This window comes from Amycolatopsis granulosa (assembly GCF_011758745.1).
Classification (GTDB): Bacteria; Actinomycetota; Actinomycetes; order Mycobacteriales; family Pseudonocardiaceae; genus Amycolatopsis_E; species Amycolatopsis_E granulosa.
In genome coordinates this window covers 480,743-506,041 of the sequence record NZ_JAANOV010000001.1, presented here as the reverse complement: position 1 = coordinate 506,041, position 25,299 = coordinate 480,743, and the positions used below count along the sequence as shown (strand labels likewise).

The following is a 25,299-nucleotide window of genomic DNA, read 5'->3' as shown; positions in this document are numbered from 1 at the left end:
TACAAGTGCGACTGGACCCGTCAGATCGTGCAGAGTGATCAGCTGTGATACCGACACTTGCACAGCCCGGACCGCGCACCGCACTCTTCCCAGCATGCAGGAACGTGATCCCCGCAGTCTCCGGGAGCTCCACCGGCTGATGCTGGTGGCGCGCCGCCTCGACGAAGAGGCCATCGCGCTGCAGCGCCAGGGCGTGCTGCCCGGCTACGCACCCGCCCAGGGGCAGGAGGCCGCCCAGGTGGGCAGCGCGGCGGCACTGGACCCGGCCCGCGACTTCGCCTTCCCCGGCTACCGCGACCTCGGCGCCGCGGTCGCGCTGGGCGTCGACCTCGTCGCCTACCTGGCGACCCACCTCGGTATCTGGCACGGCGGCCTCTACGACCCGCTGGCGTCCCGGCTGGCGCCGTTCAACGCGGTCGTCGGCGGCCCGGTGACGCACGCGGTGGGCTGGGCCATGGGTGCCAAGCTGGACGGCACCGGCGGCGCCGCGATCACCTACTTCGGCGACGGCGCCAGCTCCCAGGGCGACGTGCACGAGGCGATGAACTTCGCCGGGGTCTACCGGCTGCCGGTGATCTTCTTCTGCCAGAACAACGGCTGGGCGATCTCGGTGCCCACCGGGCGCCAGGTCGCCGGCGGCTCGGTGGCCGCCCGCGCGGCCGGGTACGGGATCGAGGGACACCGCGTGGACGGCAACGACGTGGTCGCCGTGTTCGAGGCGACCCGCGCGGCGCTGGACCGCGCCCGCGACGGCGGCGGCCCGACGGTGATCGAGGCGATGACCTACCGGATGGGGCCGCACTCCACTTCGGACGACCCGGGCCGCTACCGCGCGCTCGCCGACGAGCGGGCCTGGGCCGCCCGCGACCCGCTGACCCGCGCCGCCGCGCAGCTTCCCGCCGACGCGGTCGCGGCCGCCGAGGAGCACGCCGCCGCGGTCGTGCGCGAGGTCGCGGAGGGCCTGCGCACGCTCGGCGCGCCCCCGGCCGACGAGCTCTTCTCGTTCGTCTACCGCGAGCCCACCAAGGCCCTGCTGGAGCAGCAGCGGGCGTGGAAGGAGACCCTCGATGTCTGAGCTGCCCGCAGTGTCTGTGCCGCCGGAAGTGTCTGCGCCGCCCGAGCTGTCCCTGCAGCAGGCCCTCAACCTCGCCCTGCGCCACGCCTGCGAGGACGACGACCGGGTCCTGGTGTTCGGCCAGGACGTGGGCACGCTCGGCGGGGTGTTCCGGGTGACCGACGGGCTGCAGGACAAGTTCGGCGAGCACCGGGTGTTCGACACCCCGCTGGCCGAGTCGGCGATCATGGGCATGGCGGTCGGGCTCGCGATGCACGGCTGGCGGCCGGTGCCGGAAATCCAGTTCGACGGCTTCAGCTATCCCGCGATCGACCAGATCGTGAACCAGGTCGCGCGCATGCACTACCGCAGCCGCGGTGTGCTGAACATGCCGATCACGCTGCGCCTGCCCAGCTTCGGCGGCATCCGTGCCCCGGAGCACCACGGCGAGAGCCTGGAGGCGCTGTTCGCGCACGTGCCCGGGCTGAAGGTCGTGTCGCCCGCCGGCGCGAGCGAGGGGTACCACCTGCTCCGGCAGGCGATCGCCGATCCGGACCCGGTGATCTTCCTCGAACCGAAGTCCCGGTACTGGCACCGCGAGTCCTTCGACCCCACCGCCGAGGTGGCCATGCCGCCGGCCGGCACCAGCCGGATCGCGCGCCCCGGCCGGCATGCCACGCTCATCGCGTGGGGTGCGATGGTCGCCCGCTGCCTGCAGGTCGCCGAGCTCGCCGCGGAGGACGGCGTCGAACTCGAGGTGCTCGACCTGCGCTGGCTCAAGCCGATCGACGCCGACGGCCTGGCCGCCTCGGTAGCGCGCACCCGCCGCGCGGTGGTGGTGCACGAGGCACCGCTGACCGCCGGGCTCGGCGCCGAGGTCGCCGCGCTCGTCACCGAGCGCTGCTTCGCCGACCTGCGCGCCCCGGTGCAACGCGTCACCGGGTTCGACGTGCCCTACCCGGCCGGTGCCCTCGAGGACGAGTACCTGCCCACCCCGGACCGGATCCTGGCCGCCGTCCAGACCACTTTGGAGTACCGCCGTGGCTGAAGTGACCTTCCCGCTGCCCGATCTCGGCGAGGGCCTGATCAGCGCCCGTGTCCTGGAATGGCTGGTCGCCGAGGGCGACTGGGTGGAGCGCAACGCACCGCTGGTCGAGCTGGAGACCACCAAGTCGGCCGTGGAGATCCCCTCGCCGCAGTCCGGCCGGGTCACCCGCCTGCACGTCGGCGCGGACGAGGAGCTGGCGGTGGGCGAGCCGCTGGTCACCTTCACCGTCGACGACGACCGGGCGGGGATCGTCGGCACCGTGCCCCAGGAGCGGAAACCGCAGCGGCGGGTCCGCCTGAGCCTGCCGGAGGACTAGACCGTGTTCGCCACCGCCGACGACGGTGTGAAGATCTCCTACGACGCCGCCGCGGGACCACGGCCGGTGCTGCTGATCCACGGCTTCGCCTCGGACAGCGAGAGCACCTGGGTGCGCACCGGCTGGGTGCGCGCCCTGGCCGGCCGCGGTCACGTCCTGGTCGACCTGCGTGGTCACGGGCACAGCGACCGGCCGCCGTCCGGGTACTCGCCGGAGAACCTGGCGCGGGACGTCCTCGCGGTGCTCGACGAGACGGGCCTGTCCACAGTGGATGCGGTCGGCTACTCGATGGGCGCGCTGGTGGGGTGGACGGCGGCGCGGCTCGCGCCCGGCCGGATCGGCCGGCTCGTCCTCGGCGGTGCCGGCGGGCGGCCCGTCGAGGCGTCGTCGATGCGGCGGGTCGCCGAGGCCCTCTCCGGCGGCGACCTCCAGGCGTGCATCGACGGGATCGCCGGCCACCGGCTGGACGGCCCGGCACCCGTTCCGGTGCTGTTCGCCGCCGGTGAGCAGGACGAGGTCGCCGCGGACGCGCCCGAGTTCGCCGCCCGGCTCGGCGCGCCGTTCGTGTCCCTGGGGCGGCGCACCCACCTCAACGCCGTGTCCAGCCGCGCGTTCAAGGAGGCCGCGATCGGGTTCTTCGACGGCGCGCCCGGCGGGCCGGGTGCGGCGCCGGCCGGCTGACGCAGCCGCGCCCTGCCCGCATCCCGGCCCCGTGCTTCCCGGTTCCGATCGGGCGCCGGTGCGGTAGCGTGCCGCCGTGGATGACTTCCCGCGCTCGTGGTCGGCGCTGCAGGTTGCCGGGGAGGGACCGGCCCGCGACGAAGTGACCTGCCGGGAGGTCGGCGCCACCCCGCCCATCGGGGAGGATCGGCTCGACGCGCTGACCGGCCGGCTGCCGGCCGTCCTCGGATGACGCCCGTGGACATCGGCGTGATGCTGCCGCGCGATCTGCCCGCGGCGGAGATCGTGCCGTTCGCGCGGCGAGCCGAGGAACTCGGGTTCGGCGAGCTCTGGGTGGTGGAGGACCTCGGGTTCCACGGCGGGATCGCGCAGGCGGCAACCGTGCTCGCGGTGACCGGGCGGATCCGGGTCGGGATCGGGATCCTCCCCGCGGGCGCCCGTTCCGTCGCGTTCACGGCGATGGAGTTCGCGACACTGGCCCGCCTCCACCCCGGCCGGGTCGTGGCCGGGATCGGGCACGGGATGCCGGACTGGATGCGGCAGGCCGGGGCGTGGCCGGCCAGCCCGCTGACCCTGTTCACGGAGTACGCCCAGGCGCTGACCGCTCTGCTGCGCGGGAAACGCGTGCGGGTGGCGGGCCGCTACGTCCGCCTCGACGGGGTCGCCCTGGAGTCACCGCCGGACATCGTGCCGCCGGTGCTGGCCGGGGTGCGCGGCCCGAAATCGCTGGCGATCGCGGGCGCGGAACTCGACGGGGTGGTCCTCGCCGAACCGGCCCCGGAGGCGTACCTCGCCGGGGCGCGGCGGTTCCTGCCCGCGCACGCCCGCGTGGTGGCCTTCGAGCACGCCGCGGTGCACGACGACGCCGACACCGCGCGGGCGCTGGTCCGGCCGCGGCTGGACGGGATCGCGGACCCGGCGTTGTCGGCGCACGTCGAGTCGCTGCCCTTCGCCGCCGAACTGCGCGCGCTGGCCGCAGGCGCACCCGGGACCGTGGCCGGCGCACTGCGGCCGGAGTGGGTCGACGCCCTCGCACTGGCCGGGCCCGCGCCCGCGGTGCGGCGGCGGATCACCGCCCTCGCCGCGGCCGGAGCCACGTCCGTGGTGCTGATCCCGGTCGCGCCGGACCGGCTGGCCGCGCTCGGCTCCCTGGCCGCGGTGCTCCCGGCGAGCCGGGGATAGCCTGGCGGGGTGCGTGAACTGGCCGCCGTGGTGCTCGCGGGTGGCGCCGCCCGCCGGATGTCCGGTGTGGACAAGCCCATGCTGGTCGTGGGCGGGACACCGTTGCTGCACCGCGTGCTCGCGGCCGTGGCCGGTGCCGATCCGGTCGTCGTCGTGGGGCCGCGGCGGGCCGGGACGGCCGGGGTGCTCTGGACGCGCGAGGAACCGCCCGGCGGCGGTCCGGTCGCGGCGCTCGCGGCGGGCCTGCGGCACGTGGGAGCGCCGCGGGTCGCCGTGCTGGCCGGTGACCTGGCCGGGATCACCGCGTCCACCGTGGACCGGCTCGCGGCAGCCGTCGGGCAGGCCGACGGCGCGGTGCTCACCGAGTCCGGTCACCGCCAGTGGCTCATCGGGGTGTGGCGCAGCGCGAGCCTGCGCGCCGCACTGCCCGCCGAACCGCACGGGGCCTCGCTGCGCCGGGTGCTCGCCGGGCTGGAGATCGTCGACGTGCCGGCGGTCCCGGGGGAGAGCGCGGACGTCGACACGCCCGCGGACCTGGACCGCCTGACCTGACGACCGGCCGCGCGACGCAGCTCACAGCCGTCACACCGGTGGGCGCGTTGACTACCGTGGCGACTCTCCGTGCCCGGCCGGCTAGTACGGTCGCAGCGCGAGAGGTGAACGTGAGCGAGGAGGGAACCGTGACCGAGCCCCGCTACCCGGAGGGCGCGAACGGGCAACAGCAGCAGGCGACCCCCGCGCGGGACGCGCAGCTGCTGGAGCGCACCGTGTTCGAGGTGAAGCGGGTGATTGTCGGGCAGGACCGGCTCGTCGAGCGGCTCCTGGTGGGCCTGCTCGCGAAGGGCCACCTGCTGCTGGAAGGCGTTCCCGGGGTGGCCAAGACACTGGCGGTGGAGACCCTCGCCCGCGTGGTGGGCGGCTCGTTCTCGCGCGTGCAGTTCACCCCCGACCTGGTGCCCGCCGACATCCTCGGTACCCGCATCTACCGGCAGGGCAGCGAGAAGTTCGACGTCGAGCTCGGGCCGGTGGTGGCGAACTTCGTGCTGGCCGACGAGATCAACCGCGCCCCGGCCAAGGTGCAGTCGGCGATGCTGGAGGTGATGGCCGAGCGGCACGTGTCCATCGGCGGCAAGACCTTCCCGATGCCGGACCCGTTCCTCGTGCTGGCCACGCAGAACCCGATCGAAAACGAGGGCGTCTACCCGCTGCCCGAGGCGCAGCGCGACCGGTTCCTGTTCAAGATCATCGTCGACTACCCCTCCGCGGAGGAGGAGCGCGAGATCATCTACCGGATGGGCGTGACGCCCCCGGAGCCGCACGAGGTGCTCAGCCCGGCCGAGCTGGTGCGGCTGCAGGACGTCGCGTCGACGGTGTTCGTGCACCACTCGCTCGTCGACTACGTCGTGCGCCTGGTGCTGGCCACCCGCACCCCGGCCGAGCACGGCCTCACCGACGTCGCCGGCTGGGTGTCCTACGGTGCCTCCCCGCGCGCCAGCCTGGGCATCATCGCCGCCGCCCGCGCGCTCGCGCTGGTCCGGGGCCGCGACTACGTGCTGCCGCAGGACGTGGTGGACGTCGTGCCGGACGTGCTGCGGCACCGGCTCGTGCTGTCCTACGACGCGCTCGCCGACGCGGTGCCGCTGGACCACATCATCACCCGCGTGCTGCAGACCGTGCCGCTGCCGCAGGTCTCCGCCCGCCCGCAGGGTCAGCCGGTGCCGAGCGGAACCCCGGGGCGGTAGTGGCCAGGTCTGTGAACACCGGCGACGGCCGGCCCGCGTGGGCGCCGCCCGTGCTCCGCGGGGAACGGCTGGACGCCGGCCTGCGCATGCTCGAACTCGAGGTGCGCCGCCGCCTGGACGGCCTGCTGCAGGGCAACCACCTCGGCCTGGTGCCCGGCCCCGGGTCGGAGCCGGGGGAGGCGCGTCCCTACCAGCCGGGCGACGACGTGCGCCGGATGGACTGGGCGGTCACCGCCCGCACCACCGAGCCGCACATCCGGGAGACGGTCGCCGACCGCGAGCTGGAAACCTGGGTGGCCGCGGACCTGTCGGCGAGCCTGGACTTCGGCACCGCCCTGTCGGAGAAGCGGGACCTCGTGGTGTGCGCGGTCGCCGCGATCGCGCACCTGACCGGCGGCGGGGGCAACCGGCTGGGCGCGGTGTTCGCCAACGGCGAGCGGACCGAGCGGATCCCGGCCCGCGGCGGCCGTGCCCACGCGCGCAACCTCCTGCGCCGGATCGCCGAGACGCCCCGCGCGCCCGAGGGCACCCGCGGTGATCTCGCCGCCATGATCGAGCAGCTGCGCCGCCCGCCGCGCCGCCGCGGGCTGGTCGTGGTGGTGTCGGACTTCCTCGGCGGCACCGAATGGCAGCGGCCGCTGCGGGCGCTGTCCGCGCGGCACGATCTCATCGGCATCGAGGTGCTCGACCCGCGTGACGTCGACCTGCCCGAGGTGGGCACGATCGTGCTGGCCGACCCGGAGACGGGCAAGCAGCGTGAGGTGCGGGCCTCGGCGTTGCTGCGCCGCGAGTTCGCGGCCGCCGCGCAGGCCCACCGGGAGCAGGTGGCGCGGGCGCTGCGGCAGGCAGGAGCCGCGCACCTGGTGCTGCGCACGGATTCCGACTGGATCGCCGACACGGTGCGCTTCGTGGTGGCCCGCAAGCGGCGGTGGAGCGGGGGCGCGGCATGAGCGTCTCCGGATTCGCCGCCCCCTGGTGGTTCCTGCTGCTGTTCGTGGTCGCCGCGGTGGCGGTGGGCTACGTGCTGGCGCAGCGCGCCCGGCGGCGCCGCACCCTGCGGTTCGCCAACCTGGAGCTGCTGGACCGGATCGCGCCCCGCTCCCAGGGGTGGCCGCGGCACGTGCCGGCCGCGTTGATCGTGCTGTCGCTGCTGCTGCTGACCGTGGGGCTGGCCGGCCCGACCGCCGAGCAGAAGGTGCCGCGCAACCGGGCCACCGTGATGCTGGTGGTGGACGTGTCGCTGTCGATGGAGGCCACCGACGTCAAGCCGTCCCGGATCAAGGCGGCGCAGGACGCGGCGACCCAGTTCGCCCAGGGCCTCACACCGGGCATCAACCTGGGGCTGGTGTCCTTCGCCGGCACCGCGACCGTGCTGGTCGCGCCGACCACGCAGCGGCAGAGCGTGGTCACCGCGATCGACAACCTCAAGCTGGCCCAGTCGACCGCGACCGGCGAGGGAATCTACGCGGCGTTGCAGTCGATCCAGGGGTTCTCCGCGGTGGTCGGCGGGGCGGACGGGCCGCCGCCGGCGCGGATCGTGCTGATGAGCGACGGCAAGCAGACCGTGCCGGACGACCTGTACGCACCGCGCGGGGCGTTCACCGCCGCGCAGGAGGCGCGCAAGGAGCAGGTGCCGATCGCCACGATCTCGTTCGGCACCAGCCACGGCACGGTCGAGATCGACGGCCGCGAGGTGCCGGTGGACGTCGACGACGGCTCGCTGCAGGAGGTCGCGCGGCTGTCCGACGGGCAGTTCTACCAGGCCGGCTCGGCCGAGCAGCTCAAGCAGGTCTACGCCGACCTCGGCGAGCAGATCGGCTACGAGATGAAGGAGGCCGACGCGAGCCGGCCGTGGGTGCTGCTCGGCACGCTCGCCCTCGTCACCGCGGCCGGCACGGCGCTGTTCGTGGGTCAACGGCTGCCCTGACGGGTGTGGTGCCCGGCCTCGCCGGGTATGCGCCTGCCGGGAGATCCGAACAGGGAGGCGTGATGAAGGAACACGAGATCATCGCGGCGGTGCGCCGCACCGCGGGGCTGGCCGACGCCGGGCACGCCGAGGCGGCCACCCGGGCCACGCTGACCGTGCTGGGGCAGCGGCTCGCCGGCGGTGAGCCCGGTGACCTGGCCGGGCAGCTGCCCGCCGGGATCAGGGAAGCGCTGCCGGAGACCGGCGAAGGCGCCTCGTTCGGCGTGGAGGAGTTCTACCGGCGCGTCATGGACGCCGAAGGTCACGGCTGCACGCAGGACGGCGCCCGCGAGCACGCCCGGGCGGTGATCGCCGCGCTCAAGGCCGGCGTGAGCCAGGGCGAGTTCGACCACCTCGAACGGCAGCTGCCCGCCGACTACCGGCAGGACCTGCTCTCCACCGCCCCGGTGGACCAGCACCGTTAGCGGCCGCCGGTGAACCCGTGCTGGCGCCACGCCTCGAAGACGGCGATGGCCGCGGTGTTCGCGAGGTTGAGCGAACGCACCCCCGGCCGCATCGGCACGCGGACGCGGTCGGTGATCTGTGGCGCGTCCTGCACGGCGGGCGGCAGGCCGGTGGATTCCGGTCCGAACAGCAGCACGTCACCCGGCTGGTAGGCCACGTCGGTGTACCACCGGGTGGCGCCCGCGCTGAACGCGTAGACCTTCGCCGGCAGCAGCGCCCGCCACGCGCTGTCCAGGTCCGGGTGCACGTGCACGTCGGCCAGGTCGTGGTAGTCCAGTCCGGCCCGGCGCAGGTGCTTGTCCTCGAACGCGAACCCCAGCGGTTCGACGAGGTGCAGCTGGCAGCCGGTGTTGGCGGCGAGCCGGATGGCGTTGCCCGTGTTGGGCGGGATCTCCGGCTGGTAGAAGAGAATCCGAAACATCGGAATTGATCGTGTCCTGTCACCCGTGGTTCGCCCGTGCTGGTGGGCCCATCCCATCACAGGGCGGGCGCGGGCCCGAACCGTGTCACCGCGACGGCGATGCCCGACGCGTCCACCCCGAACCCCGCAGGTCCCGCAGGTCTCGCGCACGAGATCGGTCACGTGTGCGCCGCGAGCTTCGCGCGCACGTCCTCCGGTGGCGCGGCCTTGGTGAGCGCCGTGGCGTCCACGAACACGTACCGGTTGGTGCCGGTGGCGATCAGGTCGTCGCCGCGGCGCACGGTGAACCCGAGGATCATCGAGGTGGTGCCGAGGTGGTCGATCACGACCTCGACGACCAGCTCGTCGTCGAAGCGGCTCGGCGCGTGGTAGCGCAGGTTCGACTCGGCCACCACGACGTCCACGCCGTACTCGCGCAGGGCGTCGTAGGAGCCGAAGACCGCCTTGAAGAACTCGAACGACGCCATGTCGAAGTAGGCCAGGTAGTGGGCGTTGAACACGATCCCCTGCGGGTCGCACTCGTGGAAGCGGACGCGCAGCGGCATCGCCACGACCGGCGGACGGGACTGGGTCACGGGTGTTCCTTCCTCGTTCAGCCGTGCAGCGCGCGGTAGGTCGCCACGGCTCCGGGGTGCAGGGGCACGCTACCGGTTCCGATGAGCGACCGGACATCGAGAAACTGGATCGCCACCGTCTGCGCCGGAACCAGCCGGCTCGCCTGCTGCACGAGCACGCGGGTGACGGCCGCGGCGGTCGGGGCGGGCAGGTCCGGGCGGCAGACGAGCAGGCTCGCCACGCCGATCGTGTCGACCTCGGGGGAGCGGTAGGCGCCGGCGGGCACCCGGACGGCCTCGTAGCCGAAGCCGTGCAGGGCGGGCAGGTAGGGCGCGAGTGGCACCAGCCGGATGCCCACCTCACTGTCCAGTGTGGACAGCACGGGCAGCGGCACGCCGCCGGAGACGAGCATGGCGTCGATCGCCCCCGCCTTCAGCGCGTCGCGGGCCGCGGCCATGGACAGGTGGCGGATCGTCGCGGTCACCCCGGCGGCGGCCAGGACCCGGTCACCGAGCACCGCCCCGCCGGAGCGGGCCGCGCCGAGCGAGACGGTGCGCCCGGCCAGGTCCGCGACGGTGGTGACGGGGGAGTCGGCGCGCACGGCGAGCTGCAGGTAGTTCTCGTAGACCCGGCCCAGCGCGCGCAGCTCGATGCGGTGGCCGAACGGGGCGGTGCCGCCCAGCGCGGTGCCGGCGATGTCGGCGAGGACCAGGGCGAGATCGGCGGTGCCGGCCTCGATCATCTCCAGGTTGGCGACGCTGGCCTCGGTGACCAGGGCGACGGCGTCCAGGCGCGGGTAGGCGGCCCGCAGCTCGGCGGCGAGCAGCTGGCCGAACGCGCGGTAGAACCCGGACTCCTCCCCGGTCGCGATGCGCAGCGGCCCGGCCGGTCCCTCGCTGCGGGGCGGTTGCGCGGCGGTGAGGACACCGCCGGTGACGGCGAGCGCCACCCCGGCCCGCAGCACACTCCGGCGGCTGGCGCCGGGACGGTCCGCGCCGGGGAACAGCCGGTGCGGGGTGGCGGTCATCGCGCCTCCCGTGCAGTGGGCAGCAGGACACGCACCACGAGCCCGCGCGGGTGCGCGGCCCGCAGTTCGACGCGCCCGCCGCGGCCGGCGGCCAGCCGTTCGGCGATGGCCAGCCCGAGGCCGGTCCCGGGCAGGCCACGGTGCCGGTCGGCGCGCCAGAACCGGGACTGCGCCCGCGCCAGCTCGTCCGGGGCCAGCCCGGGCCCGGAGTCGCGCACCGACACCACCGCCCACGGTCCCTCGAGGACGCAGGAGACCGTGACCTCCGCGCCCGGCGCGTACTTCAGGGCGTTGTCCACCAGCACGTCCAGCACCTGCGCGAGCTCCGCCTCCGTCGCGGCCGCCCGCACCGGCCCGGCCGGCGCCGGGCCGAAGCGCAAGGTCACCCCGGCCCGCTCCGCGAGCGGCTGCCACAGGTGCGTCTGCGCCCGCGCCACCGCGGCCGCGTCACAGCAGGCGGCCTCCCCGGACACGGCCAGCTCACCCGCCCGGTGCTCGGCGGCCGCGAGGGTCAGCAGGTCGTCCAGCAGGGCCTCCAGCCGGTCCAGTTCCCCGACCGCCCCCGCGTAGGTGGCCGAAGCCGACTCGGGCAGCGACGGTTCCAGCGCGTCCACCCGCAACCGCAGCGCCGTCATCGGGTTGCGCATCTGGTGCGAGGTGTCCGCGACCAGCCGCCGCTGCTGGTCCAGCGCCGCCGTCACGGTGTCCGACATCCGGTTGAACCCCGCCGCGAGCTGCCGCAGTTCGGGTGGTCCGGCCAGGTCGGCGTGCACCGGCCGCAGCCCGGCGGTCAGGGTCCCGACGGCGCGGTCCAGGCGCCGCAGCGGGCCCAGCACCCAGCGCGCCGCGCCCAGCGCGAGTCCCGCCCCGGCCAGGGTCACCAGCACCGCACCGGCCAGCACGGCGAACCAGCTGCGCCGCACGTCGTCGGCGGCAGCGGCCACCGACGCGCGCAGCACCACCGCCCCGGACACCTTCGTCCCGGTTCCGGCGGGGCGCGCCAGCAGCACCGGCGTGCGCGACCACGGCCGCACCGTCCCCGCCGGCTGGGCCGGCTGGTTGCGCAGCGCCGCGTCGATCAGCCGGGCCACCGCAGGGTCCGCCGCGCTCAGCCCGCCCGTCTCGGCCAGCGGTACGCGCTGCGCCGTGACGACGACGATCCCCTCCCCGTACAGCTCCGTGTAGCGGGTCACCTCCGCCCGGAGTGTGGCGCGGTCACCCGCGTCGGCGAGCACGGCGAACCGGTCCAGGTCCGCGGTGCGCGCGAGCAGCAGCTGCTGGGTGCGCTCGGTGGCGGTCACACTCAGCAGCGGCAACGCGAACCCCGCGGTCGCGAGCACGACGAACGCCAGCAGCACGGCCAGGACCCGGGTGCGCACCTACCCGCCCAGCCGGTAGCCGAAGCCGCGGATCGTGGTGAGCAGCTCCGGCCGCCGCAGCTTCGCCCGCAGCTGGGTGAGGTGCACGTCCAGCGACCGGGACACCGCCACGAAGGCGTCGCCCCACACCTCGTCCATCAGCTGCTGCCGGCTCACCGCCGTGCCCGCGCGGCGCGCCAGCGCCGCCAGCACGGCGAACTCCTTCGCGGTCAGGTCGATCTCCGCGCCGCCCACCTGGACCCGCCGCGCGTCCAGGTCCACCTCGATGTCGCCGACGGCCACCACGCGCGGTTGCGGCCGGGCGGCGGCCGCCCGCCGGGTGACGGCCTCGATCCGGGCGAGCAGCTCGCTCAGCCGCACCGGTTTGACCAGGTAGTCGTCCGCGCCGAGCCGCAGGCCGCGCACCACGGAGCGTTCGTCGCCCCGTGCGGTGAGCACGATGACCGGCAGCGCGCTCACCGCCCGCAGCTTGCGGAGCACTTCGAGGCCGTCCAGATCGGGCAGGCCCAGGTCGAGCAGCGCCAGGTCGGCGTCGCGGTGGGCGAGCAGGGCGTCCGCACCGCGCCGCACCCGCGTGAGCCGGTGGCCGTGCGCGCCGAGGGAGTCGGTGAGGGCGCCGGCCACCCCGTCGTCGTCCTCCACCAGCAGCACGCGCACGGCCCTCACCCTAGGAGGCGTCGATCGCCGAGTTCTTGCCGGTGTCGCGCATCCGCACGTAGATGATCAGCGACAGGAACACGACCACCGTGACGTACCAGAAGAACAGCGATTCGTGCCCGGCCTGCTTGCACCACAGGGCGATGTACTCGGCGGTGCCGCCGAACACCGCGACCGCCACCGAGTACGGCAGCCCGACCCCGAGCGCGCGGATGTTGGTCGGGAACAGCTCCGCCTTCACCACCGCGCTGATCGAGGTGTACATCGCGCTGATCGCCAGCGGCACGGTCATCAGCACGAACGCGAACACCGGGTTGCGGGTGTGCGCGAGCAGCGTCAGCGACGGCACCGTCACCAGCGTGCCCAGCACGCCGAACCCGATCAGCAGCGGGCGGCGCCCCACCCGGTCCGACACCGCCCCGTAGAGCGGCTGCAGCACCACGAACACCACCAGCGCGAGGAAGTTGATCCACGCCGCGGTCGGCTTGCTGATACCGCTGGTGTTGACCATGAACTTCTGCAGGTACGTCGTGTAGGTGTAGAAGAACAGCGTGCCGCCCATGGTGAGGCCGACCACCAGTGCGACTTCCCGCGGGTGCTTCGCCAGCGCCTTGAGCGTGCCGTGCCCGGCGGGACCGCGCTCGGCCTTCGACTCCTCGAAGTCGGCCGACTCGTCCATGCCGCGGCGCAGCCAGAACACGATCAGCGCGCCGATCGCGCCGATCCCGAACGCGACGCGCCAGCCCCAGCTGTGCAGCTGCCCGGTGGTGAGCACCTGCTGCAGCAGGATCTGCACCGCGAGCGCGACCAGCTGGCCGGCGATCAGCGTGACGTACTGGTAGCTGGAGTAGTAGCCGCGCCGGCCGCGGGTGGCGACCTCCGACATGTACGTCGCCGAGGTCGAGTACTCGCCGCCCACGGAGATGCCCTGCAGCAGCCGGGCCAGCACCAGCAGCAACGGCGCGGCGAGACCGATCGTGGTGTAACCCGGGGTGAGCGCGATGAGCAGCGAACCGGCCGCCATCATGCTCACCGAGAGGGTCAGTGCGGCGCGCCGCCCGAAGCGGTCGGCGTAGCGCCCGAGCAGCCACCCGCCGAGCGGCCGCATGAGGAAGCCCACCGCGAACACGCCCGCGGTGTTGAGCAGCTGCGCGGTCGAGTCGCCCTTCGGGAAGAACGTGCCGGCGAAGTACACGCTGAACGCCGTGTAGGCGTACCAGTCGTACCACTCGATCAGGTTGCCCACCGAGCCGCGGAGGATGTTGCTCACCACGCGGCGCCCGGCGCGCTCGTCCCCGCCGGTGGAGATCCGTGTCGTCATCGAAAACTCCCTTGTCTCATGACCGCCGACCACGTTCGGTGCCGGGAGCGGTCGGCGACAAGGGCGTGCCCGCACACCTAACAGTCCCTTAAGCCGCGGCGCTCGTGACCGGGCTCACCGGGTTACTCCGGCGTAGCCGGGCGGGGGTGCTGCCCGGCCACGCCGCCGCCGGATAACCTCTCCGGGCAACTGCGGGAAATCGAACGAGGAGTGGTACGTGGGACGGTCCGTACTGGTCACCGGCGGCAACCGGGGCATCGGCCTGGCCATCGCCCGGGACCTCGCCGAGCACGGGCACCAGGTGGCGGTGACGCACCGGGGGTCCGGTGCGCCGGAGGGCCTGTTCGGCGTGCAGGCCGACGTCACCGACGGCGAGCAGCTCGACGCGGCCTTCAAGCAGGTCGAGGAGCACCAGGGGCCGGTCGAGGTCGTCGTGTCCAACGCCGGCATCACCGACGACACGCTGCTCATGCGCATGAGCGAGGACCAGTTCACCCGGGTCGTCGACGCCAACCTGACCGGTGCCTACCGGGTCGCCAAGCGGGCCTCCCGCGGCATGCTGCGCGGCAAGTGGGGCCGGTTCATCTTCATCTCCTCGGTGGTCGGCCTGTCCGGTGGCGCCGGGCAGGTGAACTACGCGGCGAGCAAGGCCGGCCTGGTCGGCATGGCGCGGTCGCTGACCCGCGAGCTGGGCTCGCGCAACATCACCGCGAACGTCGTCGCGCCCGGGTTCGTCGTCACCGACATGACGAGCGCGCTCACCGAGGACCAGCGCAGCGCGGCGCTGGCCCAGATCCCCGCCGGGCGCTACGGCGAAACCGCGGACATCGCCGCCGCGGTGCGGTTCCTGGCCTCCGACGAAGCGGGCTACATCAACGGTGCCGTGCTGCCGGTCGACGGCGGCCTCGGCATGGGGCACTGACACCTTCTGCGAACACACACGAAAGGACTGGCGTGGCCGGACTTCTCGAAGGCAAGCGGCTGCTGATCACCGGCGTGATCACCGACGGCTCGATCGCGTTCCACGCGGCGAAAGCCGCGCAGGAGCAGGGCGCGCAGGTCGTGCTCACCGGTTTCGGCCGGCTCTCGCTGGTGGAGCGCATCGCCAAGCGCCTGCCGCAGGAGGCGCCGGTGATCGAGCTGGACGTGCAGAACACCGAGCACCTGGACACGCTGGCCGAGCGCGTGCGCGAGCACACCGACGGGCTGGACGGGGTGCTGCACTCGATCGGCTTCGCGCCGCAGTCGTGCCTGGGCGCGCCGTTCCTGGACGCCCCGAGGCAGGACGTCTCGGTTGCCGTCGAGGTCTCGGCGTATTCGTTCATGTCGCTGACCAGGGCGCTGCTGCCGCTGCTGTCGCGCGGCTCCTCGGTGGTGGGCATGGACTTCGACGCGCGGGTGGCGTGGCCGGCCTACAACTGGATGGGCGTGGCGAAGGCGGCGCTGGAGTCGGTCAACCGCTACCTGGCGCGCGACCTGGGGCCGCGGGGCATCCGGGTGAACCTGGTCGCGGCCGGCCCGGTCAAGACCATGGCCGCGAAGTCCATCCCGGGCTTCGGCGAGCTGGAGAGCGGCTGGGGCGACCGCGCCCCGCTGGGCTGGGACGCCGAGGACCCGACACCGGTGGCGAAGACGATCTGCGCCGTCCTGTCGGACTGGCTGCCCGCCACCACCGGTTCGATGATCATGGTCGACGGCGGGGTGCACGCGCTGGGACAGTGACCCCTGAGGGGGCGTGGGGGCGGCCACAGCGGCAGAATCTCCTGCCGTGGGTTATGACGCGCTGCTGTGGCTGTCCTTCGGCGGTCCGGAAGGACCGGACGACGTCATGCCGTTCCTGGAGAACGTGACCCGGGGGCGGGGGGTGCCGCGGGAACGGCTCCTCGAGGTCGCCGAGCACTACCAGCACTTCGGTGGCGTGTCGCCGATCAACCGGCTCAACCGCGAGGCGATCGCCGCGGTGGAGAAGGAACTCGCGGCGCAGGGCGTCGACCTGCCGGTGTACTTCGGCAACCGCAACTGGGCACCGATGGTCGAGGACACCCTCGCGCGGATGCGGGCCGACGGGGTGCGCCGCGCGCTGGTGTTCCCCACCAGCGCCTACGGCGGCTACTCGGCGTGCCGGCAGTACGACGAGGACATCGAACGAGCCCGCGCCGCCGTCGGCGAGGGCGCGCCGGAGCTGGTGAAGCTGCGGCAGTTCTTCGACCACCCGCTGTTCGTCGGCGCCTTCGCCGACGCCGTGCGGGCCGGGCTGGCGCGGGTGCCCGGCGCCCGGGTCGTGTTCACCGCGCACTCGGTGCCCGACAGCGCGGACCGGGCCGCCGGGCCGCCGTCGGAGGGCGGCCGGCGCTACTCGCGGCAGATCCACGAGGCCGCGCGCCTGGTGGCCGCGCAGGCCGGGGTGGCCGAGTACGACGTGGTGTGGCAGTCCCGGTCCGGGCCACCGCAGGTGCCGTGGCTGGAGCCGGACATCGTCGACCACCTCGACACCCTGCATTCCCGGGGCGTCACCGGGGTCGTGGTGTGCCCGGTCGGGTTCGTGTCCGACCACCTCGAAGTGGTCTGGGACCTGGACAACGAGGCCGCCCAGCGCGCCGCGGAGCACGGCATGGGATTCGCCCGCGCCGCCACGCCCAACGGTGACCCGCGATTCGCGGAGCTGGTGGTGGAGCTGGTGCGCGAGCACCTGACCGGCGCGCCGGTGCGGAAGCTGTCGGACTTCCCGCTCGCCGGCTGCACGGTGAACGGCGCGCCGTGCGCGATGGGGTGCTGCGAGCCGGTGCGCCGCCCGGACCGCACCTGAACCCGGAGACACGACCGGTCAGGGCTGCCGGTCGGCCTGACCGGTGAGTTGCCGCACCGCCTCGCCGATCGCCGCGAGGCGGGCCGTGCGGACGGCGGTGTTCAGCGGCCGCAGCGCATCGGCACGGCGCACCGCGGCCGAGGAGGACAGCGCGCCGCCCGGCTCGTCGATCTCGGCGATGGCCAGGATCGCGCCCACCTCGTCGGCGCGTTGCAGCACCCGCAGCGCCCGGCCCGGCGTCCCGGCCGGCCAGTCGAGGTGGGGCCGCGCGCGCAGCTTCGCGGCCAGCTCGGCCCGCACCCCGGGTCGCTCCCGCGCCACGTCCAGCGCCTGCAGCGCGCCGGCCGAGTCGCGGATCGCGTCGGTCAGGCCGTGCTCGGCCTCGGCCAGCCCGACGTAGTCCGGCGCCGGCGGCACCGCGACCTTGTGCACGGACCACCGCAGGAGACCCTCGGCGATGGGCACCGGCACCAGACCGAACCCCAGATCCGGCAGCAGCACCGCCTCACCCGCCCGCATCGCCGCCTCGGTGAACGGGCCACCGCCGCCGAGTCCCCGCGCGTCGCCCGGGGCGGGCAGCACCAGCCGGGCCGAGGAGGCGCCGTGCGCGCGCAGCGCGGCGAGCAGCTGGACGGCCGTGCCGGGGAAGTCGCCGGTGAGCGGGAGGTCGAGGGTCACCGCCGTTTCGGCGTCGGCCGCGACCACCTCGTGCGCCTCGCCCCAGGCGAGCAGGGCGTCGAGCACGTCGTCGGACGCGGCGGCACCGGACAGCCACGCCGAGGCCCACACGGTGAGGGTCGCACTGGGACAGCACACGGCGACCCAGAATACGGCACCCGGACGCTGGAGTTGCTCCACGTCGACGGCACCGCCGGAGGTGCGTAGCGTCGTAGAGGTGACACCCGCACCCGAGAACCTTCCGCGTACCGCGGGGGAGCTGCGCGCCGCCGGGTACCAGCCGCGCGGCATCAAGACCGAGATCCACGACAACCTGCTCGCCGCCCTGCGCGCGGGCCGGAATCCGTGGCCGGGCATCGTCGGGTTCGACCGGACCGTGCTGCCCCAGTTCGAACGCGCCCTGCTGGCCGGCCACGACGTGGTGCTGCTCGGCGAGCGCGGGCAGGGCAAGACCCGGTTGCTGCGCACGCTGGCCGGGCTGCTCGACGAGTGGACGCCGGTGATCGAGGGCTCCGAGCTGGCCGAGCACCCGCTGGAGCCGATCACGCCGGTCTCCCGGCGCCGCGCCGCCGAGCTCGGCGACGACCTGCCCGTGGCCTGGCTGCACCGCGACGACCGCTACACCGAAAAGCTGGCCACGCCGGACACCTCGGTGGGTGACCTGATCGGCGACGTCGACCCGGTGAAGGTCGCGGAAGGCCGCAGCCTGGGCGACCCGGAGACCATCCATTTCGGACTCGTGCCGCGCGCGCACCGCGGCATCGTGGCCATCAACGAGCTGCCCGATCTCGCCGAGCGCATCCAGGTGGCGCTGCTCAACGTGATGGAGGAGCGCGACATCCAGATCCGCGGTTACACGCTGCGGTTGCCGCTGGACGTGCTGCTCGTGGCCACCGCGAACCCCGAGGACTACACGAACCGCGGCCGGATCATCACCCCGCTCAAGGACCGCTTCGGCGCCGAGATCCGCACGCACTACCCGCTGACCGTGGCCGCCGAGGTGGACGTGGTGCGCCAGGAGGCGGACCTGGTCGCCGAGGTCGGCGAACCGTTGCTGGAGGTGCTGGCCCGGTTCGTGCGCAACCTGCGTGAGTCCACCGTCGTGGACCAGCGCTCCGGCGTGTCGGCCCGGTTCGCCGTGGCCGCGGCGGAGACCGTGGCGGCGGCCGCGTTGCGCCGCGCCGCCCTCACCGGCGAGCACCCCGCGGTTGCCCGCCCGGTCGACCTGGAGGCCGTGCCCGCGGTGCTGCGCGGCAAGATCGAGTTCGAGCCGGGCGAGGAGGGCCGCGAGACCGAGCACCTGGTGCACCTGCTGCGCCGCGCGGTCGCCGAGACCGCCCGCGAGCGGTTCGGCGGCCTCAACCTGCGCCCGCTGGTCGAGGCGGTGGCGGACGGGCACCTGGTGGCCACCGGCGAACGCGTGCCGGGCGCCGATGTGCTCGCCGCGCTGCCCGAGTTGCCGGTGCTGCACGAGGTCGCCGCGCGGGTCGGGGTGTCGGCCACCGACGAGCCCGGACGGATCGCGGCGGCCGTCGAGCTGGCCCTGGAGTCGCTGTACCTGGCCAGGCAGCTGGCCAAGGACTCCGACGACGCGACCACGGTGTACGGGCCGTGACCACCGCACCCGGCAGCTGGTCCTACGGGCCGTGGCACGAGGGGCCGGACCCCCTGGCGCCCCCGGTCGACCTGCGTGAGGCGCTGGACGAGATCGGCCGCGAAGTCATGGACGGCGCCTCGCCGCGCTCGGCGCTGGAGGAGCTGCTGCGCCGCGGCACACCGAACACCCGCGGGCTGGACGAGATGACGCGGCGCCTGTGGCAGCGCCGCGCCGAGATCCAGCGGCGGCACCGGCTCGACGGCACCCTGCAGGAGGTGCGGCGCCTGCTCGACGAGGCGCTCGACGCCGAGCGGCGGGCGCTGTTCCCCGACCCCTCGGACGACGCTCGCTTCGCCGAGGCCCAGCTGGACGCCTTGCCGCCGGGCACCGCAGCCGCGGTGCGCGAGCTGTCCGAATACCCGTGGCGGTCGGCCGACGCCCGCGAGAAGTACGACCAGATCCGCGACCTGCTCGGCCGCGAGATGCTCGACGCCCGCTTCGAAGGCATGAAGGAGGCGCTGCAGAGCACCAGCCCGGAGGACGTCGAACGCGTCCACCAGATGCTGGCCGACCTCAACGCCCTGCTCGACGCGCACGCCCGTGACGTGGACGATCTCGACGAGCGGTTCGCCGAGTTCATGCGCCGGCACGGCGAGTTCTTCCCGGAGAACCCGCGCAACGTGGACGAGCTGATCGACGCGCTGGCCGCCCGGGCGGCCGCGGCCCAGCGGATGCTCAACTCGATGTCGGCCGAGCAGCGCGCGGAGCTGGCCGAGCTGGCCCAGCAGGCGTTCGGTGACCCGCGCATCGGGCAGCAGCTGGCCGGCCTGGACGCCCGGCTGCAGGCGCTGCGGCCGGGGGAGGACTGGACGTCCTCGGCCCGCTTCCGCGGACAGGACCCGCTGGGGCTGGGCGAGGGTGCCCAGGCGATGGCGGACCTGGCCGAGCTGGACGCGCTCGCCGAGCAGCTGGCCCAGTCCTACCCCGGCGCCCGGCTGGAGGACATCGACCTGGAGGCACTGGAACGCCAGCTCGGGCCGGACGCGGGCGTGGACGCGCGGCGACTGTCCGAACTGGAGCGGGAACTGCGGTCGCAGGGCCTGTTCGAACGCGCGCCGGACGGTTCGCTCCGGCTCACCCCGAAGGCGTTGCGGCGGCTGGGGGAGACGGCGCTGTCGGACATCGTGCACTCGCTGCGCGGCAGGACCGGCGAGCGGCAGACCGAGTCCGCCGGTGCGGCGGGCGAGCCGACCGGGGCGAGCCGGCGGTGGCAGTTCGGCGACCGGGAGCCGTGGGAGGTCTCGCGCACGGTCCGCAACGCGGTGCTCCGGACGGCCACCACCGGCGGTGGCCGGGTGCGCCTGGACGTGTCCGATGTGGAGGTGGTGGAGACCGAGCTGCGGTCCCGCGCCGCGGTCGCGCTGTGCGTGGACACGTCGTGGTCGATGGTGTCCGAAGGACGCTGGCTGCCGATGAAGCGCACCGCCCTGGCGCTGCACCAGCTGATCTCCACCCGGTTCCGCAACGACGCGCTGCAGCTGATCACCTTCGGCCGGTACGCCGCCTCGGTGGAGCTGCCGGAGCTGGTCGGTCTGGAGGGCGCGTGGGAGCAGGGCACCAACGCCCATCACGCGCTGCTGCTGGCCGGGCGGCACCTGCGGCGGCACCCGGACGCACAGCCGGTGGTGCTGATGGTCACCGACGGCGAGCCCACCGCGCACCTGGAACCGGACGGCACGGCGGAATTCGACTACCCGCCGCAGCCGCGCACGCTGGTCAAGACTCTGTCCGAAGTGGACCGGCTGGCGAAGATGGGCGCGTCGGTGTCGGTGTTCCGGCTGGGTGACGAGCCGCGGCTGGCGGCGTTCGTGGACCTCATCGCGCGGCGCTCCGGCGGGCGGGTGGTGGCGCCCGATGTGGACGGTCTGGGCGCCGCGGTGATCAGCGACTACCTGCGCACGCGGCGCCGCTGATCCGCTAGCTGCGGAAGCCGATCCGCAGGCCCGGCCGGCGCCGGTGCACGGTCAGGTAGGACAGGCCCTCCGGGCCGGCCTCGACGGCCCTGGCCTGGCCGTGCGCCAGCCAGGCCAGGGCACCGGGGGTGAGGCTCACCGCGCCGTCGCCGGTGGTCAGGGTCCCGGCGCCGGACACGACGACGAGCAGCACGTCCAGATCCGGCTCGGCGTGCTGGTCGATCCGCTCGCCGGCGGCCAGGCGCACGAGGTTCGCGTCGAGCTGGCGGCCCTCCTCGCGCAGCCGCCACAGGATGCCGGCCGCGCCGGTGGCGGCGATCTCCCGCAGGTTCGCGGGGACGGCTTCGCTCGGGGTGTGTTCGCGCAACGGGACCCGCCTTGTTAGTACGAGAAATAGTTGGATAAATTCGGGGTCAGCATAACCCGCACGGGAGGCCCCAGATGACGCACCAGGTGTCCGGACGGCGTGCGCAGGTGCTGCACGCGATCCGCGAGGCGGGGCCGGTGGGCGTCGCGGAGCTGGCCCGGCGGCTCGCGCTGCACCCCAACAGCGTCCGGTTCCACCTGGACCAGCTGGTCGCCGACGAACTGGTCGAACGGGTCCCCGGAGCGGCCCGGGGCCCGGGCCGCCCGGCGGCGGAGTACCGCGTGCCCCCGGTGACCGCCCGGGGCCGGGACCGCCGCTACGAGGTGCTGGCGGAGATCCTGCTCACCGGCGGCCCGGACGGCCCGGAGGCGGCGGGCGCGGCGTGGGGGCGCCGCCTCCCGGAGCGCCCCGGCACGCCCGCACAGGTGGTGCGGCTGCTCGACGGCCTGGGTTTTGCGCCCGAGCCCGGCGGCGACCCGCACCGCGTGCGGCTGCGGCACTGCCCGTTCCACGAGCTCGCCGGCCGCCACCGCGACGCGGTGTGCGCGGTGCACCTCGGCATGCTCAGCGGCGCACTGGAGGGTGGCCCGCTGCGGGCGAGGCAGCTGCTGCCGTTCGCCGAACCGGACGCCTGCGTCGTGGAGCTGGAGGAAACGCGTGAGTGACTTCGCCGGTGGACTGACCTGTCTGTGGCTGGGCATGGTGCTCGCGATCTCGTTCCTGGAGGCGCCGCTGAAGTTCCGCGCCCCCGGGGTGACCGTGCCGATCGGACTGGGCATCGGGCGGCTGGTTTTCCGCGCGCTCAACGGCGCGGAGGTGGTGCTCGCCGTCCTCGTGGCGGCGGCGATCGCGGTGGCGGACGTGCGTTGGCCGGTCTACCTGTGCGGCGGGATCACCGCGCTCGTGCTGATCGTGCAGCTGGCCGTGGTGCGGCCGCCGCTGAACCGGCGCTCCGAGCGGGTGCTGGCGGGCGAGGACGTTCCCCGTTCCCGCGCGCACGTGGCCTACATCGTGCTGGAGGTCGTCAAGGTGCTGGCCCTGCTCACGCTGGCGGGGCTGTTGCTGGCCGCCGCGGGCTGACCGCGCTCCAGCTGCGAACCGGGTCACCGCCCCCTTCCGGACGGGTTCACCCGATGCGGTCGCTCCGCGCGCGATGATCGGAAAGCCGACTTACGGTCCGGTCGTGGCAACGAAAGTGATCTTCCGGATGGTGGCGGTACTGGCCGCGCTCGCGGGCGTGCTCGTGCCCGCGGCCGCGTCCGCGCAACCCGCGGGGACGGTCGCCGGGTTCGACATCAGCGCCTCACAGGGTGTGCCGGACTTCGGCGCGGCCAAAGCCGCCGGGGCGGGGTTCGTGTTCGTCAAGGACACCGCCGGCGTCGGGTACGCCAACCCGAACTACCTCGCGCAGTTCCGCGGCGCCAAGGCCGCGGGGCTGTACCGTTCGGCGTACCACTACGCGCGGCCGGACAAGAGCAGCGGCGCCCAGCAGGCCGCGTACCTGCACACGCACGACGGCAAGTGGTTCGCCGACGGGATGACCCTGCCGCCCGCGCTGGACCTGGAGGACACCCCGAACACGCCGCCGTGCTACGCGATGGCGCCCGCCGACATGGTCGCCTGGATCCGCGACTTCAGCACCGAACTGACGCGGCGCACCGGGCACACGCCGATCATCTACACCACGACGAGCTGGTGGCAGGCGTGCACCGGCGACAGCCATGCCTTCGCCGCCGACCACGTCCTCTGGCTGGCCCGGTACAACACCTCGATGGGCGCGGCGCCCGGCGGCTGGACGGCGAAGTTCTGGCAGTCCGCGGTCACCGGCCCGCTGCCCGGCAACCAGGACACGTTCTTCGGCACCCTCGCGGAACTGCGATCGCTCACCGCCTCCTGAGTGCGGTCCCCCTCCTGTCCACAGCGGACGGTCGTCCGGGTGGCGGCGGTATCGTCGCCGGATGGAGTTCCGCGAGGTGGCCGGCCGCAAGATCCGGCTTCCGTCCCTCGACCGTGACGAACTGGCGGCGGGCGCCCCGGGACTGCGCGGCGAGTTCGACCTGACGCGGGTGGCCATCACCGGCGGTAACTGTGCCGAGGTGACCGGCGAGGGGTCGATCGCGGAGTCGGTCCTGTCCAACGTCGACCTGTCGCGGAGCCGGCTCGCGCCCCTGGAACTGTCCAACGTGCACCTGGTCGACACCGAGCTGTCCAACGCCACCCTGCCGGCGACGACGGCGCGCCGCGTCCACGTCGAGGCGAGCCGGGGCATCGGGGTGCACCTGGTGTTCCGGCAGGCGAGCGATTTCCTCGCCGAGGGATGCCGCTTCGACTACGCCACGATCGAGCTGGAGCGGGTGAAGCAGGCGGTGGTCTTCCAGGGCTGCTCGTTCCGGGAAGCGATGTTCCTGGGCGACCTGTCCACGGTCGCGTTCGTGGAGTGCGACCTGGAGGGCGCCGAGTTCGCCGTTCGCCGTGCCGCGGACTGCGACCTGCGCTCCTCGAACCTCCGGGCGGTGCGCGGACTGCGCACCCTGACCGGTGCGAAGATCAGCACCGAGCAGGCCGTCGCCATCGCGGTCAGCCTGGCGACCCAGACCGGCCTGGTCGTCGAGGACTAGCCGGCCGGGACGGCGCCGTTCCCACCGGGCGGGACGCGGAACCCAGGCGCCACCTAGGGTTGGGGTATGAAGACTTGGTCCTCGGTGCCCCTGCCGTACGTGCCGGGCACTCCGCGCGCTCTCCGGTTGTACGACACGGCCACCGGGCAGGTGCGTCCCACCACGCCCGGCAAGACGGCGCGGATGTACGTCTGCGGCATCACCCCGTACGACGCCACCCACCTCGGGCACGCGGCGACCTATCTCGCGTTCGACCTGGTCAACCGGGTATGGCGGGACAGCGGCCACACGGTCCACTACGTGCAGAACGTGACCGACGTCGACGACCCGCTGCTGGAGCGCGCCGAACGGGACTCCGACGACTGGGTGGTCCTCGGCCTGCGCGAGACCGCGTTGTTCCGCGAGGACATGGAGGCGCTGCGGGTGCTGCCGCCGAAGCAGTTCGTCGGCGCGGTGGAGAGCATCCCGGAGATCGTCGAGGCCATCTCGAAGCTCCTGGCCGACGGCGCCGCCTACCGGGCCGACGACCCGGAGTACCCGGACATCTACTTCGACCGGTCCGCCACCGGCCGGTTCGGCTACGAGTCCCACTACGACACGCAGACCATGGCGAGGTTCTTCGCCGAGCGTGGGGGCGACCCGGACCGCCGGGGCAAGCGGGACCCGCTGGACGCGTTGCTGTGGCGCTGCGCCCGCCCCGGCGAGCCGTCCTGGGAGTCGGAGCTCGGTCCCGGCCGGCCCGGCTGGCACATCGAGTGCAGCGCCATCGCGGTGAACCGGCTCGGCATGGGCTTCGACGTGCAGGGCGGCGGTTCGGACCTGATCTTCCCGCACCACGAGTACAGCGCCGCGCACGCCGAGGCGCTCTCGGGTGAGCACCCGTTCGCCCGGCACTACGTGCACGGCGGCATGATCGGCCTCAACGGCGAGAAGATGTCGAAGTCCCGGGGCAACCTGGTGTTCGTGTCGCGGTTGCGGGCCGACGGGGTCGATCCGAACGCGATCCGGCTCGCGCTGTTCGCCGGCCACTACCGCAGCGACCGCTCGTGGACCGACGACCTGCTCACCACCGCGCAGGAGCGGCTCGCGCGCTGGCGCGAGGCGGTGGCGCTGCCGTCCGGGCCGGAGGCCGACGACACCATTGCCCGCCTGCGCGACCACCTGGCCGACGACCTGGACACGGTCAACGCCCTGCGGGCGATCGACGCGTGGGCGGACGAGGCGATCCGCCAGGGCGGGCGCGACACCGGTGCGCCCGGGCTCATCCGGGTCGCCGTCGACGCGCTGCTCGGCGTCGAGCTCTGACCGGCGTATAACGACCTATACGGCGCGGCCCTGGGCAGGCCTCGCCCTGAGCGAGCCTCAGGGCCGCGCCGGCCTCTTTCCGCCGCTGAGCGCACGGACCGCCGCGCCACCGACGTGCTGGTCGTGGGCGGGCCGCTCTAC

The 25,299-nt window shown here is 73.9% G+C and carries 29 protein-coding genes; 21 read left to right on the top strand and 8 right to left on the bottom strand.

Annotated elements, in window-relative coordinates; translation table 11 throughout:
• The first annotated feature begins 94 nt into the window (after window positions 1–94).
• From FHX45_RS02485 to FHX45_RS02435, 11 genes are all read left to right on the top strand, one after another.
• A complete protein-coding gene (locus FHX45_RS02485) occupies window positions 95–1,075 on the top strand; it encodes a thiamine pyrophosphate-dependent enzyme (protein WP_167096406.1) in 981 nt (326 codons plus the stop codon).
• Window positions 1,068–2,102, top strand: coding sequence for an alpha-ketoacid dehydrogenase subunit beta (locus tag FHX45_RS02480; RefSeq protein ID WP_167096405.1), 1,035 nt, complete (start codon window positions 1,068–1,070; stop codon window positions 2,100–2,102). Before FHX45_RS02485 ends, FHX45_RS02480 begins: the two co-directional genes overlap by 8 nt.
• Window positions 2,095–2,418, top strand: coding sequence for a biotin/lipoyl-containing protein (locus tag FHX45_RS02475; RefSeq protein ID WP_167096404.1), 324 nt, complete (start codon window positions 2,095–2,097; stop codon window positions 2,416–2,418). Before FHX45_RS02480 ends, FHX45_RS02475 begins: the two co-directional genes overlap by 8 nt.
• A 3-nt stretch (window positions 2,419–2,421) precedes the next feature.
• Window positions 2,422–3,099: an alpha/beta fold hydrolase gene (locus tag FHX45_RS02470; protein ID WP_167096403.1), complete on the top strand. Its 678-nt coding sequence runs from the start codon at window positions 2,422–2,424 to the stop codon at window positions 3,097–3,099.
• A 76-nt stretch (window positions 3,100–3,175) separates the two neighbouring features.
• Window positions 3,176–3,331 carry a hypothetical protein gene (locus FHX45_RS02465; RefSeq protein WP_167096402.1) on the top strand — a complete coding sequence of 52 codons (156 nt, stop codon included), beginning with the start codon at window positions 3,176–3,178 and terminating at the stop codon, window positions 3,329–3,331.
• Complete coding sequence (locus tag FHX45_RS02460; RefSeq protein ID WP_167096401.1) at window positions 3,328–4,281, top strand: LLM class flavin-dependent oxidoreductase; 954 nt, start codon at window positions 3,328–3,330, stop codon at window positions 4,279–4,281. Before FHX45_RS02465 ends, FHX45_RS02460 begins: the two co-directional genes overlap by 4 nt.
• 57 nt (window positions 4,282–4,338) lie before the next feature.
• Entirely contained in the window at window positions 4,339–4,833 is a 495-nt protein-coding gene (gene mobA / locus FHX45_RS02455; RefSeq protein ID WP_167108255.1) for a molybdenum cofactor guanylyltransferase, read from the top strand.
• A gap of 128 nt (window positions 4,834–4,961) precedes the next feature.
• Window positions 4,962–6,023, top strand: coding sequence for an AAA family ATPase (locus FHX45_RS02450; protein ID WP_167096400.1), 1,062 nt, complete (start codon window positions 4,962–4,964; stop codon window positions 6,021–6,023).
• Window positions 6,023–6,973, top strand: coding sequence for a DUF58 domain-containing protein (locus FHX45_RS02445; protein ID WP_167096399.1), 951 nt, complete (start codon window positions 6,023–6,025; stop codon window positions 6,971–6,973). Before FHX45_RS02450 ends, FHX45_RS02445 begins: the two co-directional genes overlap by 1 nt.
• Window positions 6,970–7,950: a VWA domain-containing protein gene (locus FHX45_RS02440; RefSeq protein ID WP_167096398.1), complete on the top strand. Its 981-nt coding sequence runs from the start codon at window positions 6,970–6,972 to the stop codon at window positions 7,948–7,950. The genes FHX45_RS02445 and FHX45_RS02440 overlap by 4 nt, the downstream gene beginning before the upstream one ends.
• A 62-nt stretch (window positions 7,951–8,012) precedes the next feature.
• Window positions 8,013–8,414, top strand: a complete 402-nt coding sequence (locus FHX45_RS02435) for a DUF2267 domain-containing protein (protein ID WP_167096397.1) — start codon at window positions 8,013–8,015, stop codon at window positions 8,412–8,414.
• Here the strand turns inward: FHX45_RS02435 and FHX45_RS02430 are convergent.
• The 6 genes from FHX45_RS02430 to FHX45_RS02405 form a co-directional block, all read right to left on the bottom strand.
• Window positions 8,411–8,875 carry a tRNA (cytidine(34)-2'-O)-methyltransferase gene (locus tag FHX45_RS02430; RefSeq protein WP_167096396.1) on the bottom strand — a complete coding sequence of 155 codons (465 nt, stop codon included), beginning with the start codon at window positions 8,873–8,875 and terminating at the stop codon, window positions 8,411–8,413. The genes FHX45_RS02435 and FHX45_RS02430 overlap by 4 nt on opposite strands.
• 158 nt (window positions 8,876–9,033) lie before the next feature.
• Window positions 9,034–9,450: a YbgC/FadM family acyl-CoA thioesterase gene (locus FHX45_RS02425; protein ID WP_167096395.1), complete on the bottom strand. Its 417-nt coding sequence runs from the start codon at window positions 9,448–9,450 to the stop codon at window positions 9,034–9,036.
• Window positions 9,451–9,467: 17 nt separating this feature from the next.
• Window positions 9,468–10,457 carry a TAXI family TRAP transporter solute-binding subunit gene (locus FHX45_RS02420; RefSeq protein ID WP_167096394.1) on the bottom strand — a complete coding sequence of 330 codons (990 nt, stop codon included), beginning with the start codon at window positions 10,455–10,457 and terminating at the stop codon, window positions 9,468–9,470.
• A complete protein-coding gene (locus FHX45_RS02415) occupies window positions 10,454–11,836 on the bottom strand; it encodes an ATP-binding protein (protein WP_167096393.1) in 1,383 nt (460 codons plus the stop codon). The genes FHX45_RS02420 and FHX45_RS02415 overlap by 4 nt, the downstream gene beginning before the upstream one ends.
• On the bottom strand, window positions 11,837–12,493 hold the full coding sequence (locus FHX45_RS02410; RefSeq protein ID WP_167096392.1) for a winged helix-turn-helix domain-containing protein: 657 nt from the start codon (window positions 12,491–12,493) through the stop codon (window positions 11,837–11,839).
• 10 nt (window positions 12,494–12,503) lie between these two features.
• Window positions 12,504–13,814 carry an MFS transporter gene (locus FHX45_RS02405; protein WP_167096391.1) on the bottom strand — a complete coding sequence of 437 codons (1,311 nt, stop codon included), beginning with the start codon at window positions 13,812–13,814 and terminating at the stop codon, window positions 12,504–12,506.
• Window positions 13,815–14,031: 217 nt separating this feature from the next.
• Here FHX45_RS02405 and fabG point away from each other — a divergent pair, with 217 nt between their 5' ends.
• Genes fabG through FHX45_RS02390 form a run of 3 tightly spaced genes read left to right on the top strand, consistent with a single transcriptional unit; the run spans window position 14,032 to window position 16,620 of the window.
• Window positions 14,032–14,736, top strand: coding sequence for a 3-oxoacyl-ACP reductase FabG (fabG, locus tag FHX45_RS02400; protein ID WP_167096390.1), 705 nt, complete (start codon window positions 14,032–14,034; stop codon window positions 14,734–14,736).
• A 32-nt stretch (window positions 14,737–14,768) separates the two neighbouring features.
• Window positions 14,769–15,536 (top strand): enoyl-ACP reductase FabI, encoded by a 768-nt coding sequence (gene fabI, locus FHX45_RS02395; RefSeq protein ID WP_167096389.1) that lies wholly within the window; start codon window positions 14,769–14,771, stop codon window positions 15,534–15,536.
• Between the two features lie 46 nt (window positions 15,537–15,582).
• Window positions 15,583–16,620, top strand: coding sequence for a ferrochelatase (locus FHX45_RS02390; protein ID WP_167096388.1), 1,038 nt, complete (start codon window positions 15,583–15,585; stop codon window positions 16,618–16,620).
• An 18-nt stretch (window positions 16,621–16,638) separates the two neighbouring features.
• On the opposite strand, the gene FHX45_RS02385 is transcribed toward FHX45_RS02390, so the two are convergent.
• Entirely contained in the window at window positions 16,639–17,436 is a 798-nt protein-coding gene (locus FHX45_RS02385) for a hypothetical protein (protein ID WP_167096387.1), read from the bottom strand.
• Between the two features lie 79 nt (window positions 17,437–17,515).
• On the opposite strand from FHX45_RS02385, the gene FHX45_RS02380 reads away from it, so the two are divergent.
• Window positions 17,516–18,913, top strand: coding sequence for an ATP-binding protein (locus tag FHX45_RS02380; protein ID WP_167096386.1), 1,398 nt, complete (start codon window positions 17,516–17,518; stop codon window positions 18,911–18,913).
• On the top strand, window positions 18,910–20,868 hold the full coding sequence (locus tag FHX45_RS02375) for a VWA domain-containing protein (RefSeq protein ID WP_167096385.1): 1,959 nt from the start codon (window positions 18,910–18,912) through the stop codon (window positions 20,866–20,868). The genes FHX45_RS02380 and FHX45_RS02375 overlap by 4 nt, the downstream gene beginning before the upstream one ends.
• A 4-nt stretch (window positions 20,869–20,872) precedes the next feature.
• Here the strand turns inward: FHX45_RS02375 and FHX45_RS02370 are convergent, their stop codons facing one another.
• Window positions 20,873–21,235 carry a cupin domain-containing protein gene (locus FHX45_RS02370; protein WP_167096384.1) on the bottom strand — a complete coding sequence of 121 codons (363 nt, stop codon included), beginning with the start codon at window positions 21,233–21,235 and terminating at the stop codon, window positions 20,873–20,875.
• Window positions 21,236–21,309: 74 nt separating this feature from the next.
• Here FHX45_RS02370 and FHX45_RS28300 point away from each other — a divergent pair, with 74 nt between their 5' ends.
• From FHX45_RS28300 to mshC, 5 genes are all read left to right on the top strand, one after another.
• The gene (locus FHX45_RS28300) at window positions 21,310–21,900 is read left to right on the top strand and encodes a helix-turn-helix transcriptional regulator (protein ID WP_167096383.1); all 591 of its coding nucleotides are present in this window, start codon (window positions 21,310–21,312) and stop codon (window positions 21,898–21,900) included.
• The gene (locus tag FHX45_RS02360) at window positions 21,893–22,315 is read left to right on the top strand and encodes a hypothetical protein (protein WP_167096382.1); all 423 of its coding nucleotides are present in this window, start codon (window positions 21,893–21,895) and stop codon (window positions 22,313–22,315) included. Before FHX45_RS28300 ends, FHX45_RS02360 begins: the two co-directional genes overlap by 8 nt.
• Before the next feature lie 103 nt (window positions 22,316–22,418).
• On the top strand, window positions 22,419–23,132 hold the full coding sequence (locus FHX45_RS02355) for a GH25 family lysozyme (RefSeq protein ID WP_341771313.1): 714 nt from the start codon (window positions 22,419–22,421) through the stop codon (window positions 23,130–23,132).
• A gap of 61 nt (window positions 23,133–23,193) precedes the next feature.
• On the top strand, window positions 23,194–23,853 hold the full coding sequence (locus FHX45_RS02350) for a pentapeptide repeat-containing protein (RefSeq protein WP_167096381.1): 660 nt from the start codon (window positions 23,194–23,196) through the stop codon (window positions 23,851–23,853).
• Window positions 23,854–23,919: 66 nt separating this feature from the next.
• The gene (mshC, locus tag FHX45_RS02345; RefSeq protein WP_167096380.1) at window positions 23,920–25,158 is read left to right on the top strand and encodes a cysteine--1-D-myo-inosityl 2-amino-2-deoxy-alpha-D-glucopyranoside ligase; all 1,239 of its coding nucleotides are present in this window, start codon (window positions 23,920–23,922) and stop codon (window positions 25,156–25,158) included.
• Window positions 25,159–25,299 lie beyond the last annotated feature (141 nt).

Excerpts from the sequence above, each read along its gene's own strand:
- FHX45_RS02485 (WP_167096406.1), top strand. The coding sequence starts at position 95 with ATGCAGGAACGTGATCCCCGCAGTCTCCGGGAGCTCCACCGGCTGATG.
- FHX45_RS02435 (WP_167096397.1), top strand. The coding sequence starts at position 8,013 with ATGAAGGAACACGAGATCATCGCGGCGGTGCGCCGCACCGCGGGGCTG.
- FHX45_RS02430 (WP_167096396.1), bottom strand. The coding sequence starts at position 8,875 with ATGTTTCGGATTCTCTTCTACCAGCCGGAGATCCCGCCCAACACGGGC.
- FHX45_RS02420 (WP_167096394.1), bottom strand. The coding sequence starts at position 10,457 with ATGACCGCCACCCCGCACCGGCTGTTCCCCGGCGCGGACCGTCCCGGC.
- FHX45_RS02350 (WP_167096381.1), top strand. The coding sequence starts at position 23,194 with ATGGAGTTCCGCGAGGTGGCCGGCCGCAAGATCCGGCTTCCGTCCCTC.
- FHX45_RS02480 (WP_167096405.1), top strand. The coding sequence starts at position 1,068 with ATGTCTGAGCTGCCCGCAGTGTCTGTGCCGCCGGAAGTGTCTGCGCCG.
- FHX45_RS02405 (WP_167096391.1), bottom strand. The coding sequence starts at position 13,814 with ATGACGACACGGATCTCCACCGGCGGGGACGAGCGCGCCGGGCGCCGC.
- FHX45_RS02440 (WP_167096398.1), top strand. The coding sequence starts at position 6,970 with ATGAGCGTCTCCGGATTCGCCGCCCCCTGGTGGTTCCTGCTGCTGTTC.
- mobA (WP_167108255.1), top strand. The coding sequence starts at position 4,339 with ATGTCCGGTGTGGACAAGCCCATGCTGGTCGTGGGCGGGACACCGTTG.
- mshC (WP_167096380.1), top strand. The coding sequence starts at position 23,920 with ATGAAGACTTGGTCCTCGGTGCCCCTGCCGTACGTGCCGGGCACTCCG.
- FHX45_RS02460 (WP_167096401.1), top strand. The coding sequence starts at position 3,328 with ATGACGCCCGTGGACATCGGCGTGATGCTGCCGCGCGATCTGCCCGCG.
- FHX45_RS28300 (WP_167096383.1), top strand. The coding sequence starts at position 21,310 with ATGACGCACCAGGTGTCCGGACGGCGTGCGCAGGTGCTGCACGCGATC.